This is a genomic window from Streptomyces profundus (assembly GCF_020740535.1).
Lineage (GTDB): Bacteria > Actinomycetota > Actinomycetes > Streptomycetales > Streptomycetaceae > Streptomyces > Streptomyces profundus.
This window is the reverse complement of sequence record NZ_CP082362.1, coordinates 1607657-1622223: the sequence shown is the minus strand read 5'-3', so window position 1 is coordinate 1622223 and position 14567 is coordinate 1607657. Positions and strand designations below refer to the sequence as shown.

Here is a 14567-nt window from a genome sequence, read left to right as displayed (position 1 = left end):
AACCGCCCCCGGGCCCCGGCTACGGTCGAGGGGTGAAGGCCATCCGTCGCTTCTCCGTACGCCCCGTCCTTCCCGAACCCCTGCGACCTCTCCAGGAACTGGCGCACAACCTCCGCTGGTCCTGGCACCCCGAAACCCGTGAGCTGCTGCGGTCCGTCGACCCGGACGGCTGGCAGTCGGGAGGTGAGGACCCGGTGCGGCTGCTGGGTTCCGTCACCGCCGGCCGGCTGGCCGCGCTCGCCGCCGACCGCGGCTTTCTGCGCCGGCTCGGCGTCGCCGTCGAGGATCTGCGCGACTATCTGACCGAGCCCCGCTGGTACCAGCGGGCCGACGCCCGAGCCGGCGGTGAACTCCCGCGCTCCATCGCCTACTTCTCCCCGGAGTTCGGCATCACGGCGGCGCTGCCCCAGTACTCCGGCGGCCTGGGCATCCTGGCCGGCGACCACCTCAAGGCGGCCAGCGACCTGGGCGCCCCCGTGATCGGCGTGGGGCTGCTCTACCGGCACGGCTACTTCCGGCAGAGCCTCTCGCCGGACGGCTGGCAGCAGGAGCAGTACCCGGTGATCGACCCGCACGAGCTGCCGCTCACCCCGCTGACCGAGCAGGACGGCAGCAGGGCCCGGGTCACGTTGGCGCTGCCGGGCGGGCGCACCCTCGTGGCGCAGATCTGGCAGGTGTGGGTGGGCCGGGTGCCGCTGCTGCTGCTGGACTCGACGGTCGCCGAGAACGGTCCGGCCGAACGCGACGTCACCGACCGGCTCTACGGCGGCGGCAGCGAGCACCGGCTGCTCCAGGAGATGCTGCTGGGCATCGGGGGGATGCGCGCGGTCCGCGCGTACTGCCGGCTCACCGGACACCCCGAGCCCGAGGTCTTCCACATGAACGAGGGCCACGCGGGTTTCCTCGGCCCCGAGCGGATCAGGGAGCTGGGGGAGCTGGGCGTCGGCTTCGACGCGGCGCTGCGCGCCGTGCGCGCCGGCACCGTGTTCACCACCCACACGCCGGTGCCCGCCGGTATCGACCGGTTCGCCGAGGAGCTGGTCGCCCGACACTTCGGCGAGGGCGGCGAGCTGCCCTCGGTCGATCCCCAGGCGCTGCTCGCGCTCGGCCGCGAGCCGCTCGGCGCGGCGGCGCCCGGCGGGCAGACGGTCGACGGCGGCGAACCGCCCCCGTTCAACATGGCGGTGCTCGGGCTGCGGACCGCGCAGCGCTGCAACGGGGTGTCCACGCTGCACGGGCAGGTCAGCCGGGGCATGTTCGCCGGGCTCTGGCCCGGTTTCGACCCGGCGGAGGCACCCATCGGCTCGGTCACCAACGGGGTGCACGCACCGACGTGGACGGCCGACGCCACCCGGCGGCTGGCCGAGGGCCACCCTGGCGACACCGAGCTGTGGGAGCTGCGCCGGAGCCTGCGCGAGCAGCTGGTGCACGATGTCCGGGTGCGGCTGCGGGCCTCCTGGCGGCAGCGCGGCGCTGGCAAGGCCGAACTGGGCTGGGTGGACGAGGTGTTCGACCCGGACATCCTGACCCTGGGCTTCGCCCGCCGGGTGCCCTCGTACAAGCGGCTGACGCTGATGCTCCAGGACCAGGACCGGCTGCGGGCGCTGCTCCTGCACCCGGAGCGGCCGGTGCAGATCGTGGTGGCCGGCAAGGCGCACCCGGCGGACGACGGCGGCAAGCGGCTGATCCAGGAGCTGGTGCGGTTCGCCGACGATCCGGAGGTCCGGCACCGGATCGTCTTCCTGCCCGACTACGGGATGGGCATGGCGCGCTCCCTGTACGCGGGGTGCGACGTCTGGCTCAACAACCCGCTGCGCCCGCTGGAGGCGTGCGGCACCTCGGGGATGAAGGCGGCGCTCAACGGCTGCCTCAACCTCTCGGTGCGGGACGGCTGGTGGGACGAGTGGTGCGATCCGGACTTCGGCTGGGAGATCCCCACCGCCGACGGGGTGGCCGCGGCTGAACCGGACCGCCGTGACGCCATCGAGGCCGCCGCCTTCTACACCCTGCTGGACCAGCAGGTGGCGCCCTGCTTCTACGACCGTGGGGTCAACGGCGCGGGGCTGCCGGGGCGTTGGCTGGAGATGGTGCGGGCCACCCTGGACCGGTTGGCGCCCCGGGTGCGGGCGGAGCGGATGCTCCGCGAGTACATCACCGGGCTCTACGCGCCGGCCGCGGCGGCGCACCGGGCGATGACGGCGGAGGCGGCGGGCGAGCTGGCGGCCTTCGCCGATCGGGTGACGGCCGAGTGGCCGGGCGTCGCGGTCGAGCATGTGGAGCCGGGCAACGAGCCGCCGACGCTGGGCGGTTCGGTCTCGCTGCGGGTGCGGGTGGCGCTGGGCGGCCTTGAGCCCTCGGCGGTGGAGGTGCAGGCGGTCACCGGCCGGGTGGACGGTGACGACACGCTGGCCGAGCCGGGCTATGTCCCGCTGAAGGCCACCGGCGGTCCCGACCTGGCGGGTCGGTGGACCTTCGAGGGCGAGCTGACACTGCACCGGCCGGGACCGTTCGGCTACACGGTGCGGGTGCTGCCGGCGCACCCGCTGCTGGCCTCCCGCGCCGAGCTGGGCCTCGTCTCCGTCGCCGGCGACGCGGCGATGCCGGGAGCCCGGCTGCCCTGACCCACGGCCACCGGCACCCCCGGCGCGGACGTACCCGCACCGAGGGTGCCGGTGGCCCGGCCGTACCGACGGTGCCGGTGGTTCTCAGCGGTGGCCGGCCGGCCGATCCGTGCTCAGGGCAGGCCCCCGGCATCGGCATCGTCAGGCCAGCGACTCACGCCACGCGCGGTGCAGGTCGGAGAAGCGGCCGGTGCCGGCGATGAGGTCGGCGGGGGCGCCGTCCTCGACGATCCGGCCGCCCTCCATGACGAGCACCCGGTCGGCGATCTCCACCGTGGAGAGCCGGTGCGCGATCACCAGCGCCGTGCGGTCGCGGAGCACCGTCACCATGGCGTCCTGCACGGCTCGCTCGCCGGGGATGTCCAGCGAGGACGTCGCCTCGTCCAGGATCACCACCGCCGGGTTGGCCAACAGCACCCGGGCGAACGCCACCAACTGCCGCTGGCCCGCCGAGATCCGACCGCCGCGCTTGCGCACGTCCGTGTCGTAGCCGTCGGGCAGCGACTCGATGAACTCGTGCGCGCCGATCGCCCGCGCGGCCCGCTCGATCTCCTCGCGGCTGGCGTCCGGCTTGCCCAGCGCGATGTTCTCGGCGACCGTGCCGGAGAAGAGGAACGCCTCCTGGGTGACCATCACCACGCCGCGCCGCAGCTCCGCCAGGCTCAGCCGGCGCAGATCCGCGCCGTCGAGCAACACCCGGCCGTCTGACGGGTCGTAGAACCTGGCGAGCAGCTTGGCCAGGGTGGACTTCCCCGCGCCGGTGGCGCCGACCAGCGCGGTGGTCTGACCGGCCGCCAGCGTCAGATCGAATCGCGGCAGCACATCGTCGCCGGTGCGGTAGGAGAAGCGGACACCGTCGAAGACCACCTCGCGCCCCGGCCGTTCGGCAGCCCGCTCGGGCAGGGCGTCGGGGTCGGCCGGCTCCGGCACGTCGGGCCGCTGGGCGAGCAGCCCGGAGATCTTGTGCAGCGAGGCCACGGCCGACTGGTAGCTGTTGAGGAGCATCGCGAACCGGTCCAGCGGATCGTAGAGCCGCCGGATGTAGAGCGCTCCGGCGGCCAGCGCCCCCAGCTCCATCTCGCCCGCGTTCACCCGCTGGGCGCCCCAGAGCACGATGGTGGCGACCGCCACGGCGGCCACCAGCCGGGAGAGCACCACGAAACGGCACATCTCCATGATGGTGTCGCCGTTGATCCGTTCGTGGTCCCGGTTGAGCCGGTCGAAGGAGCGGTCGTTGGTCCGCTCCCTGCGGAACGCCTTCACCGGCCTGATGCCGTTGATCGTCTCCGCGAACTTCACGATCACGGCGGCTATCGCCGTGGAGCGCTCGCTGAACTTCTGCGCCGAGCGCCGCCGGTAGCTGCGCACCAGCAGCGTCAGCGGGATGAAGGACACCAGGGCGGCGGCGCCGAGGCCCACGTCCAGGTAGAACAGCAGACCGCCGATGTAGGTGATGGAGACCAGGATCAGCAGCATCTCCTGGAGTCCCTCGTTGAGCAGCTCGCGCAGCGACTGGACATCGCTGGTGGAGCGGGAGATCAGCCGGCCCGAGGTGTAGCGGTCGTGGAAGTCCAGGCTGAGCGCCTGCGCGTGGCGGTAGATCCGGCCGCGCAGGTCCAGCAGGACGCTCTGGTTGATCCGCGCGGAGACCAGGATGAACACGGACTGGAACACGCCGGCGCCCAGCGCGCAGAGCAGATAGGCGACGGCGACCGCGATCAGCGGGCCGTTGTTGTCGTCGCGGAGCGCCGGCACGCCCGAGTCGATGGCATAGGCCACCAGCAGCGGCACCGCCTGCACCGCCGCCTGCTGGGTGAGCAGCAGGACAGCGGCCAGGGCCACCCGGGCGCGATGGGGCCGCAACAGGGAGAGCAGCAGCTGGCGGGAGGCGCCCCTGGGCGCCGGCAGCTGGTCCTGCGCGTAGGGGTCGTCCGGCGCGGGCGGCACCACCTCAAGGGGCTCGACCGCCGGTTCCGGCAGGGGACGATCGTCGTCGTGGTTGTCGGTGTCCTGGTCGTTGACTGTGGTGGTCATGGGACGCGCGCCTCAGCGGATCGAGAAGGTTCGGCCGACGACGCGCCGGTCATCAGCCGGCGGTATTCGGCGTGGGTACGCAGGAGTTCGGTGTGGCTGCCGACGGCGACGATCCGGCCCTCGGAGAGCAGCGCCACCCGGTCGGCCAACTGCACCGTGGAGGGGCGGTGCGCGACGACCAGCGCCGTCGTGCTGACCAGCACCTCACGCAGCGCCGCCTCGACCTTGGCCTCGGTGTGCACGTCGAGGGCGGAGAGCGGATCGTCCAACACCAGGAAGCGGGGCCGGCCGACCACGGCGCGGGCCAGTGCCAGGCGCTGCCGCTGGCCGCCGGAGAGGCTCAGGCCCTGCTCGCCGACCTCGGTGTGCACCCCGTCGGGCAGTGCTCGCGCGAAGGCGTCCGCCTGGCTGATCCGCAGCGCCCGGTCCAACTCCTCCTCGCCGCCGTCCTCCGCGCCCATCAGGACGTTCTCCCCGACCGTCGCCGAGAACAGCGTGGGCTCCTCGAAGGCGACGGCGACCCGGGTGCGGACCTCGGCCCGGGAGAGCGTGGCCGTGTCCACGCCGTCCAGCGTGATCCGGCCCGAGGTGACCTCGTGCAGCCGGGGGAGCAGCGCCAGCAGCGTGGTCTTGCCGCTGCCGGTCGCGCCGACCAGCGCCATCGTCTCCCCGGTGCGGATGTGCAGCGTGACCCCGTCGAGCACCGGCGTCGCGTCGGCCGGGCCGTCCGGGTAGCGGAAGACGACGTCCTCGAATCTGATGCCGTCGCCCGGCGCCTCGGCGCCGCCGCCCTCGCCCGAGGGGGCGGGCAGGGCGACGCCCGGCGTGGGCGTGGGCTCGTCCGGTATCGGCTCGTCCAGCACCTCGAAGTGCCGGTCGGTCGCGGTGCCGGCCTCGTTGCACAGGGCCAGCAGGAAGCCCATGGACTCCACCGGCCAGCGCAGCACCATCGCGGTGGCCATGAAGGCGACCAGCGTGCCGGCCGTCAGCTCGCCGTCGGCGACCTGGGAGATGCCGAGCACCAGCGCCGTGCCGAGGAACAGCTCCGGCAGGGCGAGGATCACCAGCCAGATGCCGGCCAACAGCTTGGCCTTGCGCATCTCGGTGTCGCGCAGCTGTCCCGAGAGCACCTGGAAGGCGCGTGCCTGGCTGCGGTGGCGGCCGAAGCCCTTGATGATCCGGATACCGAGGATGGACTCCTCGACCACGGTGGTCAGATCGCCCATCTGGTCCTGGGCGCGCCGGGCGACGAGGGAGAAGCGGGCCTCGAACATCGCGCACAGCACGATCAGCGGGACCACGGGCAGGATCAGCACCAGGCCGAGCGTCCAGTCCTGCACCAGCAGCACGCCGAAGCCGATCAGGATGGTCGAGCTGTTGACGATCAGGAACGTCAGGCCGAACGCCAGGAACATCCGCAGCAGTTGCAGATCCCCCGTGCCACGGGAGAGCAGCTGGCCGGTGGGCCAGCGGTCGTGGAAGGTGACGGGGAGACGCTGTAGATGGCGGTAGAGGGCGTCGCGCATGTTGGCCTCGACCTTGGCCAGCGGGCGCGCCACCAGCCAGCGGCGCAGCCCGAACAGCAGCGCCTCGGCCAGGCCGACGAACAGCAGCACCAGACCGCCGAGCCAGATGCCGGAGGTGTCCCCGTCGGCGACCGGGCCGTCGACCATCCACTTCAGCACCAGCGGCATCACCAGGCCCATGGACGCGGCTACGATGGCCACCCCCGCGGCGCTGAAGACGCGTACTCTGACGGGCCGCACATAGGGCCACAGCCGCAACAGGGCGCGGACGACCGAGCGTTTTCGAGGGGGGACTTCGGGAGCGGCGGGGGCGGGGGCTGTGGCAGACATCGTTTCCGAGCCTACGATCAGGCACTGACATCGCCCACGGGTTTTCGTCCTAGGACCTGGGACCGATAGGCGGGGCGCGGGACGTTCTGCCAGCTCACCGGCCGGTCGGCCACGCTTTTCGCTGCCTTTCCGCCGTTCTTCGGCCGTTGTTCCGCCGTCCTGCCGGCGTCTTTCCGTTGTCCGGCCGCGTCGCGGTCCCCGGCAGGGGGTGCCGTTGTCGGTGGGGCCGTTGTCAGTGGGGCCGCCTACTGTGGCCGGCATGAGCGATCAGGCAGAGCTGCGCGCGGTGCAGTCGGCGTTGCGCACGGCGTCCGATGTGGCCTTCGACCAGGAGCCGCCCACGGGGGAGCAGGCGGAGGTGCTGGTGGACGCCTTGCGCCGGGCGCTGTCCGCCGCGTTGGCGTTGAGCGTCGGGCCGGGGGACACGGGGTGCAGGGAGCATCCCAGGGGCGCCCTGGATCCGCTGTACGGCGATGCGGAGGATCCGCTGCCGCCGGGCTGGGGGCGCTGCCTCCTGTGCAACGACCGCCGCCGCCGCGCCAGCACCCGCCGCCGGCCGGCTCGTTAGCGGAGCTCAGGGGTCGTCAGCGATGAGGCGCGCGCATTTCGAACCAGGTGCACTTCCCGTGGGGCAGCAGGTCCACGCCCCAGCGGTCCGCCAGGGTGTCCACCAGGAAGAGGCCGCGCCCGGTGAGCACCGCCATCTCCCGCACCGGCAGCAGCACCGGCAGTGCCCTGGACGGGTCGCTCACCTCCACCCGCACCGACCCGCGCCGCCGCCTGAAGCGCAGCCCGAACGACGGTGCGCCGGCGTGCTGCACGGCGTTGCCGACCAGCTCGGAGACGAGCAGCACGGCGTTCTCGGTCAGCTCCTCCGGCAACTGCCAGCGGACGCCGAGCTGGTGTCGGGTGATGCGCCTGGCGAGCCCGGCGGAGGCGGGCTCGGACGGCAGCCGCAGCTCTCCGAGCGAGGGGTCCTCGGCGCCGGGCGCCGGCGGCTGGGGCGGCTGGGGCGCGGCGTGCGGGCCGGTCTCTCGCTGTTGTCGGCGTTCCTGTGGCGCGCGCGCCTCCCGGTCGAGTGGGTGGGTGCCTTCGATCTCACTCGTGGGGACGTCCGCCGTTGCAGCCATGTTCACCATCATGGCCGCGTGGGGCCGAGGCGCGTGCCGTTTCCGGGCAACTACCGGCCCTGGCCGCGCGTCGGCCCCCGGCGCCAGGGGGCGGGGTCAGCCGCGCCCGCCGAAGCGCGCCTTGCCAGGGCCCTCCTCGACGAAGGAGCGGATGCCCTCGGCCCGGTCGTCGGTGGCGAACAGGCTGGCGAACCAGGTGCGTTCGATCGTCAGCCCGGTCTCGACGCCGGCGTCGAGACCGCCGTCCACGGCCTCCTTGGCGGCGCGCAGCGCGGTGGCCGGGCCCCGGGCCAGCCGGGCCGCCCAGGCGTGCGCCTCGGCGAACACCTGGTCCGCCGGGAGCACCCGGTCCACCAGGCCGAGGGCGAGCGCCTCGTCGGCGGACACCTGGCGGCCGGTGAAGATCAGGTCCTTGGCGCGGGAGGGGCCGATCAGCCGGGGCAGCCGTTGGGTGCCCCCGGCGCCCGGGATCAGCCCGAGGAGGATCTCCGGCTGGCCGAGCTTGGCGTCCTCGGCGGCGAACCGCACATCGGCGGTGAGCGCCAGCTCAAGGCCGCCGCCCAGGGCGTAGCCGGTCACGGCGGCGACCACGGGCTGCGGCAGCCTGGCCACGGCGGTGAAAGCGTCCTGGAGATCGCGGGCCCGCGCGATCATCGCGGCCTGGTCCATCGCCCGCATCTCCTTGACGTCGGCCCCCGCCGCGAAGGCCCGCTCGTTGCCCCTGAGCACCACGGCGCCGATGTCGTCCCGTCCGGCGATCTCGGTGGCCAGGGCGCGCAGCCGGTCCTGGAGGGCGATGTCCAACGCGTTGAGCGGCGGCCGGTCCAGCGTCAAGGTGCCCACGCGGTCCGCCACTTCGAGATGTACCGTCATGCGGCCGAGCCTATGCCCCGGGCGGTCGGCGCGGCTCCCGCCGGGATGGGCGGCGCCCCGGTCCGGTCGCTGGTCGGCGATCCGGCCGGGGCGCTTGAGGGCCGTTCCTCGGCGGCGCGGGGTCCGCCCGTTACTGGCCGGCACCCCAGTCGGCCCAGTCCATGTTCCAGCCGTTGATGCCGTTGTCGGGCGCGATGATGTCGTCCTCGGAGTTGATCACCTCGACCACGTCTCCGATGATCGAGTTGTCGTAGAACCACGCGGCGTCGGTGTTCGAGTCGCCGGCGCCCTGGCTGTCCTGGAGGCCGACGCAGCCGTGGCTGACGTTGTCGCTGCCGAAGGTGGCGGACGAGGCCCAGTAGTTGCCGTGGATGAAGGTGCCCGAGGTGGAGAGTCGCATGGCGTGCGGCACGTCGGGGATGTCGTACTCACCGCCGAAGCCGACGGTCGACCCGTCCATCCGGGTCTCCTTGTGCTTCTCGGTGATCACCATCTTGCCGTTCCAGGTCTCGGTGCCAGGGGCGCCGGCGGTGATCGGCACGGTGCGCAGCGGCTCGCCGTCCCTGACGACCTCCATGGTGTGCGCGGCGGCGTCCACGGTGGTCACCTGGCCGCGGCCCACGGTGAAGCCGATGTCCTCGCGCAGGGTGCCGTAGACGCCGTCGGCGCCCTCGACGCCCCTGATCCGGAAGCGCACCTCGACCTCGGTGCCCGGCTCCCAGTACTCCTCGGGCCGGAAGTCCACGCGCTGTTGGCCGAACCAGTGGCCGCGCACCTCGACGGGCGGGTCGGTGGTGATCTGGATGGCGTCCCTGATCTCGGCGGTGTTCTCGATCGGGGTGTCGAAGGTGACGGACAGCTCCATGCCGACGCCGACCTCGGAGCCGTCCGGGATGTTCCAGTAGCTGGAGAACGTCGCGTCGGCCGCCACGGTGGTGAAGGTCGCCGCCTGGGTCAGCGGTTCCCCCTCGGCGTTCTCGCCGACCGCCGTCAGGGTGTACTCGGTGCTGTTGGCGAGGGCCTCGGTGGGCTCCCAGGAGGCGCCGTCCTCCGCCAACTCGCCGGCTATGTCCTCGCCTTCGGGCCCGGCGACGGTCACCTCGGTGAGGGCCCCGTCCTCGGCGCTCACCGCGAGGGCGCCGGTGGTGGCCACGTCGGTGGCGCCGTCCTCCGGCGTGATGGTGATGGCGATCGCCGGCGTCTCGGCCTCCTCGTCGGCCGGTTCCTCGGCCTTGCTGCTCCCACTGCACGCGGTCAACGCCAGCAGGACGACCCCCAGCAGCACGCCCGTCCCGCCGCGTGCCCGTCTGGTCCCGCTCCCCGTTCGCACGTCGGAATCTCCCCTCGCAACCCCAGTTGATCAATCAGGTAATCACACCGGATTGCCGAGAACGGACGCGGAAGTGTCACTGTTCCGTCGCAGTTCAGGGGGCCCGTCGGGCCGACTCCCCCGACGCCGAGTCCCACCTCGACCGGCGAATCATGGCAAAATGCCGTATTCCCGGACAGTGGCGCGTTCCCGTCAACTCGCGTGCCACGGCACGTGCGGGCCGCCGTGGAACCGGGAACCATCCGGGTGAGAGACATTGGAGGGCGCCCGTGTCCCAGGCACCTGAGCACACCAGGACCGACGCCTGGCCCGGCCACCCGCAACCCCTCGGCGCCAGGTTCCGGGTGGGCCCCGACGGCACCGAGGGCACCAACTTCGCGCTCTGGGCCGGCGGCGCCGAAGCGGTCGAGGTCTGCCTCTTCGACGATCAGGGGCGCGAGACCCGTTGCCCGTTGGAGGAGCTGACCCACGAGATCTGGCACGGCTTCCTGCCCGGGGTCCGCCCGGGACAGCGCTACGGCTACCGGGTGCACGGCCCGTGGGACCCGTTCGCCGGCGCCCGCTGGAACCCGGCCAAGCTGCTGCTCGACCCCTACGCCCGCGCCGTCGACGGCGAGTTCGCGCTGCCGCCCGAGGTCTACGGCCACACCAGGGACCACCCGCGCCAGGACATCGCCGACACCGTGCGCGACGACCGGGACTCGGCGCCGCACGTCCCCAAGGGCGTCGTGGTGCACGACACCGACACCTGGGTCGACGACCGGCGCCCCAAGACCCCCTGGCCCGACTCGGTGATCTACGAGCTGCACGTCCGCGGCTTCACCAGCCGCCACCCCGACATCCCGCCCGAGCTGCGCGGCACCTACGCGGGCCTCGCCCACCCCGCCGCCATCGACCATCTGGTCGGCCTCGGCGTCACCGCCGTCGAACTGCTGCCGGTCCACCAGTTCGCCCACGAGGACCACCTGCTGCGCCGGGGCCTCACGAACTACTGGGGCTACAACTCCATCGGGTACTTCGCGCCGCACGCCGACTACAGCGCCTCCGGCAGCAGGGGGCAGCAGGTCGGCGAGTTCAAGAACATGGTCAGGGCGCTGCACCAGGCCGGCATCGAGGTGATCCTCGACGTCGTCTACAACCACACCGCCGAGGCCGACGAGCGCGGCCCCACCCTCTCGCTGCGCGGCATCGCCAACCCCGGCTACTACCGCCTCGCCGACGACCCGCGCCGCTACGCCGACTACACCGGCTGCGGCAACACCCTGCACGTGGTCCAGCCCCAGGTGCTGCGGCTGATCACGGACTCGCTGCGCTACTGGGTGCAGGAGATGGGCGTGGACGGGTTCCGCTTCGACCTCGCGGCGGCGCTGGCACGCTCCATGCACGACGTCGACATGCTCTCCCCCTTCCTCGCCGTGATCGCCCAGGACCCGGTGCTCCGCCGGGTCAAGCTGATCGCCGAGCCCTGGGACGTGGGCAGCGGCGGATATCAGGTGGGCGCCTTCCCCCCGCTCTGGACGGAGTGGAACGACCGCTACCGCGACACCGTCCGCGACTACTGGCGCGGTGCCCTGCCCGACGTGCGGGACCTCGGCTACCGGCTCTCCGGATCGAGCGACCTCTACGCCTGGGGCGGCCGACGCCCCTACGCCTCCGTCAACTTCGTGACCGCGCACGACGGGTTCACCCTGCGCGATCTCGTCTCCTACCAGCACAAGCACAACGAGGCCAACGGCGAGGACAACCGCGACGGCACCGACGACAACCGCGCCTGGAACTGCGGCGCCGAGGGCGAGACGGACGACCCCGAGGTCAACGCGCTGCGCCGACGCCAGCTGCGCAACCTGCTGACCACCCTGCTGCTCTCCACCGGCGTGCCCATGCTGGTGGCCGGCGACGAGTTCGGCCGCACCCAGGGCGGCAACAACAACGGCTACTGCCAGGACAACGAGATCGGCTGGGTGGACTGGTCCCTGACGCGGAACCAGCACTGGCAGGCGCTGCTGGACCTCACCCGGCGGCTGATCCGGATGCGTCGGGAGCATCCGGTGCTGCGACGGCGCGCGTTCTTCTCCGGGCGCCGCCAGGCCCCGGCCGGCATAAGGGACCTGGGCTGGTTCACCGCCGAGGGCAGGGAGATGACCGAGGAGGACTGGTACGCGCCCAGCCACACCGTCGCCATGTACCTCTCCGGCCGGGACATCCCGCAACGGGACGCCAGGGGGCGCCCGGTGACGGACGTCAGCTTCCTCGCCGTGCTGCACGCGGGCCCCGAACCCACCGACTTCCCGCTGCCGGGGCCGCCCTGGGGCGCCGTCTACCGCCTGCTGCTCGACACCTCACGCGAGCGCCAGGACGTCCCACCCGACTCCACCCACCTCGGCGGCACGGCGCTGCGGGTGCCGGAGCGCTCGGTGCTGCTGCTGCGGGTGGAACAGGTGGACGTCCCGGTCCGCGCCGGTGCCTAGTCCTTGAACCGGCCGTCGCGGGCGGCGAGTTCGCGCACCGAGGCGGGCGGCGTGAACCGCTCGCCGTAACGGGCGGCCAGCTCGTCGGCCCGCGCCACGAAGCCGGCCGGGCCGCCCTGGTGGCCGTTGACGTACTGGAGCACGCCGCCCGTCCACGCGGGGAAGCCGATGCCGAGCACCGAGCCGATGTTGGCGTCGGCGACCGAGGTCAGCACGCCCTCGTCCAGACAGCGCACCGAGTCGATCACGGGCGCGACCAGCAGCCGGTCGACCAGATCGGCGAACGGCGGCACCGCCTCGGGGCCCGCCTCGCCGCCGAAGTGCTCACGCAGCCCGGGCCAGAGGCCGGCGCGTTCGCCGTCCTGGTAGTCGTAGAAGCCGGCGCCCGCGGCCCGCCCGGTGCGGCCGAACTCGTCCACCATCCGATCCAGCACCGCGTCCCCCGGATGCGGCTGCCAGGAGCCGCCGGCCTCCTCGACCGCGCGGCGGGTCTCCTCCCTGATGCGACGCGGCAGGGTCAGCGTCAACTCGTCCAGCAGCGCCAGCACCCGGGCCGGGTAGCCGGCCTGCGCCGCGGCCTGCTCGACGCTGGCCGGCGGCACGCCCTCGCCGAGCATGGCGAGCCCCTCGGTCAGGAAGCGCCCGATCACCCGCGAGGTGAAGAAGCCACGTCCGTCGCGCACCACGATCGGCGTCTTGCCGATCGCGCGCACCAGATCGAAGGCGCGGGCCAGCGCCTGCTCGCCGGTGCGCTCGCCGACCACGATCTCGACCAGCGCCATCCGGTCGACCGGCGAGAAGAAGTGCAGCCCGATGAAGTCCTCCCGCCGGCGCACCCCCTCGGCCAGCTGACCGATCGGCAGCGTCGAGGTGTTGGAGCAGAGCAGCGCGTCGGGCGCCACCACGTCCTGGACCTCCTGGAACACCTTGTGCTTGAGCTCCGGGTCCTCGAAGACCGCCTCGATCACCACATCGCTGCCGGCCAGCTCGGCGGCCTCGCCCGTGGCCACGATCCTGGCCAGCACCGCGTCCCGCCGCTCGGCGGTCAGCCGGCCGCGCCTCACGGCCTTCTCCAGCAGCGCCTCGACGGCGGCCCGGCCGCGCTCGGCCGCGTCGAGCGAGACGTCCTTGATCACGACGTCGAGCCCCGCGCTGGCGCAGGCGTGCGCGATGCCGGCGCCCATCATCCCGGCGCCCAGCACCGCCACCTTGCCGGCGCTGGTCGGAGCGACCCCGGACGGCCGGCTGCGACCGGAGTTGACCGCACGCATATCGAAGAAGAACGCCTGGATCATGTTCTTGGCGGTCTGGCCGACCACCAACTCCGTGAAGTAGCGCGCCTCGATCACCCCGGCGGTGTCGAAGTCCACCTGGGCGCCCTCGACCGCCGCTGCCAGGATGTTCCGCTGCGCCGGATAGGGCGCGCCGTTCAACCGCTCCCGCAGCCGCGCGGGGAACGCCGGCAGCACCGCGGCCAGCTTGGGATGGCTCGGCGCCCCGCCCGGCATCCGATAGCCCTTGACGTCCCAGGGCTGCGCCGCCTCCGGGTGCTCCTCGACGAACGCCCGCGCCCGCGCCAGCAGTTCGTCCCGGTCGGCGACGACCTCATGCACGAGGCCGGCGTCGAGGGCGGCCCCCGGGCGGTACCGCCGGCCCTCCAGCAGGACCTTCAGCAGCGCGTCGGCGACGCCCAGCAGACGCACGGTGCGCGTCACCCCGCCGCCGCCGGGCAGCAGGCCGAGCGTCACCTCGGGCAGCCCGAACCTGGACTTGGGCGCGTCCACCGCGATCCGGTGGTGGCACGCGAGGGCGATCTCGAAGCCGCCGCCCAGCGCCGTGCCCGCCATCGCCGCCACCACGGGCCGGCCCAGCGTCTCCAGCGCGCGAAACGCCCGCTTCACCCGCAGGCCGCGCTCGAAGACCTCCTCGGCGTCGGCCGGGCCGGCCGCCAGCAGATCGTGGAGATCGCCGCCGGCGAAGAACGTCTCCTTGGCCGAGGTGATCACCACACCCCGGATCTGATCCCGTTCGGCCACCAGCCGATCAACGGTAAAGGACAAGGAGTCGATAAAGGCGGCGTTCATGGTGTTCGCCGACTGACTGGGATCGTCCAGGATCAGCGTGACGATCCCGCTCTCGTCCCGCTCCCAGCGGATGGTGTTCCGCTCGGGCTCGGCGGCGGACGACGGAGCGGCGGACGACGGGGATGGCTGGGACATGCGGCTTACTCCTCGAAGGCGGAACGGGCGGGACGG

General features: G+C 72.8%; 9 protein-coding genes. 3 read left to right on the top strand and 6 right to left on the bottom strand.

Features of this window, described 5'->3' with window-relative positions:
- Positions 1–32 precede the first annotated feature (32 nt).
- Positions 33–2621, top strand: coding sequence for an alpha-glucan family phosphorylase (glgP, locus tag K4G22_RS06960; RefSeq protein WP_228078910.1), 2589 nt, complete (start codon positions 33–35; stop codon positions 2619–2621).
- A gap of 141 nt (positions 2622–2762) precedes the next feature.
- Here the strand turns inward: glgP and K4G22_RS06955 are convergent, their stop codons facing one another.
- Both K4G22_RS06955 and K4G22_RS06950 read right to left on the bottom strand, forming a co-directional pair.
- Positions 2763–4655, bottom strand: coding sequence for an ABC transporter ATP-binding protein (locus tag K4G22_RS06955; protein WP_228078908.1), 1893 nt, complete (start codon positions 4653–4655; stop codon positions 2763–2765).
- The gene (locus tag K4G22_RS06950) at positions 4652–6511 is read right to left on the bottom strand and encodes an ABC transporter ATP-binding protein (RefSeq protein WP_228078906.1); all 1860 of its coding nucleotides are present in this window, start codon (positions 6509–6511) and stop codon (positions 4652–4654) included. Before K4G22_RS06950 ends, K4G22_RS06955 begins: the two co-directional genes overlap by 4 nt.
- A 259-nt stretch (positions 6512–6770) precedes the next feature.
- Here K4G22_RS06950 and K4G22_RS06945 point away from each other — a divergent pair, with 259 nt between their 5' ends.
- On the top strand, positions 6771–7079 hold the full coding sequence (locus tag K4G22_RS06945) for a hypothetical protein (RefSeq protein ID WP_228078905.1): 309 nt from the start codon (positions 6771–6773) through the stop codon (positions 7077–7079).
- Between the two features lie 16 nt (positions 7080–7095).
- Here the strand turns inward: K4G22_RS06945 and K4G22_RS06940 are convergent, their stop codons facing one another.
- From K4G22_RS06940 to K4G22_RS06930, 3 genes are all read right to left on the bottom strand, one after another.
- Positions 7096–7641, bottom strand: coding sequence for an ATP-binding protein (locus K4G22_RS06940; protein WP_228078903.1), 546 nt, complete (start codon positions 7639–7641; stop codon positions 7096–7098).
- Between the two features lie 96 nt (positions 7642–7737).
- Entirely contained in the window at positions 7738–8514 is a 777-nt protein-coding gene (locus K4G22_RS06935) for an enoyl-CoA hydratase/isomerase family protein (protein ID WP_228078901.1), read from the bottom strand.
- A 130-nt stretch (positions 8515–8644) separates the two neighbouring features.
- Positions 8645–9844, bottom strand: a complete 1200-nt coding sequence (locus K4G22_RS06930) for a L,D-transpeptidase (protein WP_228078900.1) — start codon at positions 9842–9844, stop codon at positions 8645–8647.
- Between the two features lie 152 nt (positions 9845–9996).
- Here K4G22_RS06930 and glgX point away from each other — a divergent pair, with 152 nt between their 5' ends.
- Positions 9997–12312, top strand: a complete 2316-nt coding sequence (glgX, locus tag K4G22_RS06925) for a glycogen debranching protein GlgX (protein WP_425336623.1) — start codon at positions 9997–9999, stop codon at positions 12310–12312.
- Here glgX and K4G22_RS06920 read toward each other — a convergent pair.
- Positions 12309–14531, bottom strand: a complete 2223-nt coding sequence (locus K4G22_RS06920) for a 3-hydroxyacyl-CoA dehydrogenase NAD-binding domain-containing protein (RefSeq protein WP_228078898.1) — start codon at positions 14529–14531, stop codon at positions 12309–12311. The two genes, glgX and K4G22_RS06920, sit on opposite strands and share 4 nt — an antisense overlap.
- Positions 14532–14567 lie beyond the last annotated feature (36 nt).

What these genes read in the sequence shown, in the direction of transcription:
- K4G22_RS06920 (WP_228078898.1), bottom strand. Translation starts at nt 14,531, where the DNA reads ATGTCCCAGCCATCCCCGTCGTCCGCCGCTCCGTCGTCCGCCGCCGAG.
- K4G22_RS06950 (WP_228078906.1), bottom strand. Translation starts at nt 6,511, where the DNA reads ATGTCTGCCACAGCCCCCGCCCCCGCCGCTCCCGAAGTCCCCCCTCGA.
- K4G22_RS06935 (WP_228078901.1), bottom strand. Translation starts at nt 8,514, where the DNA reads ATGACGGTACATCTCGAAGTGGCGGACCGCGTGGGCACCTTGACGCTG.
- K4G22_RS06940 (WP_228078903.1), bottom strand. Translation starts at nt 7,641, where the DNA reads ATGGCTGCAACGGCGGACGTCCCCACGAGTGAGATCGAAGGCACCCAC.
- K4G22_RS06955 (WP_228078908.1), bottom strand. Translation starts at nt 4,655, where the DNA reads ATGACCACCACAGTCAACGACCAGGACACCGACAACCACGACGACGAT.
- glgX (WP_425336623.1), top strand. Translation starts at nt 9,997, where the DNA reads ATGGCAAAATGCCGTATTCCCGGACAGTGGCGCGTTCCCGTCAACTCG.
- K4G22_RS06945 (WP_228078905.1), top strand. Translation starts at nt 6,771, where the DNA reads ATGAGCGATCAGGCAGAGCTGCGCGCGGTGCAGTCGGCGTTGCGCACG.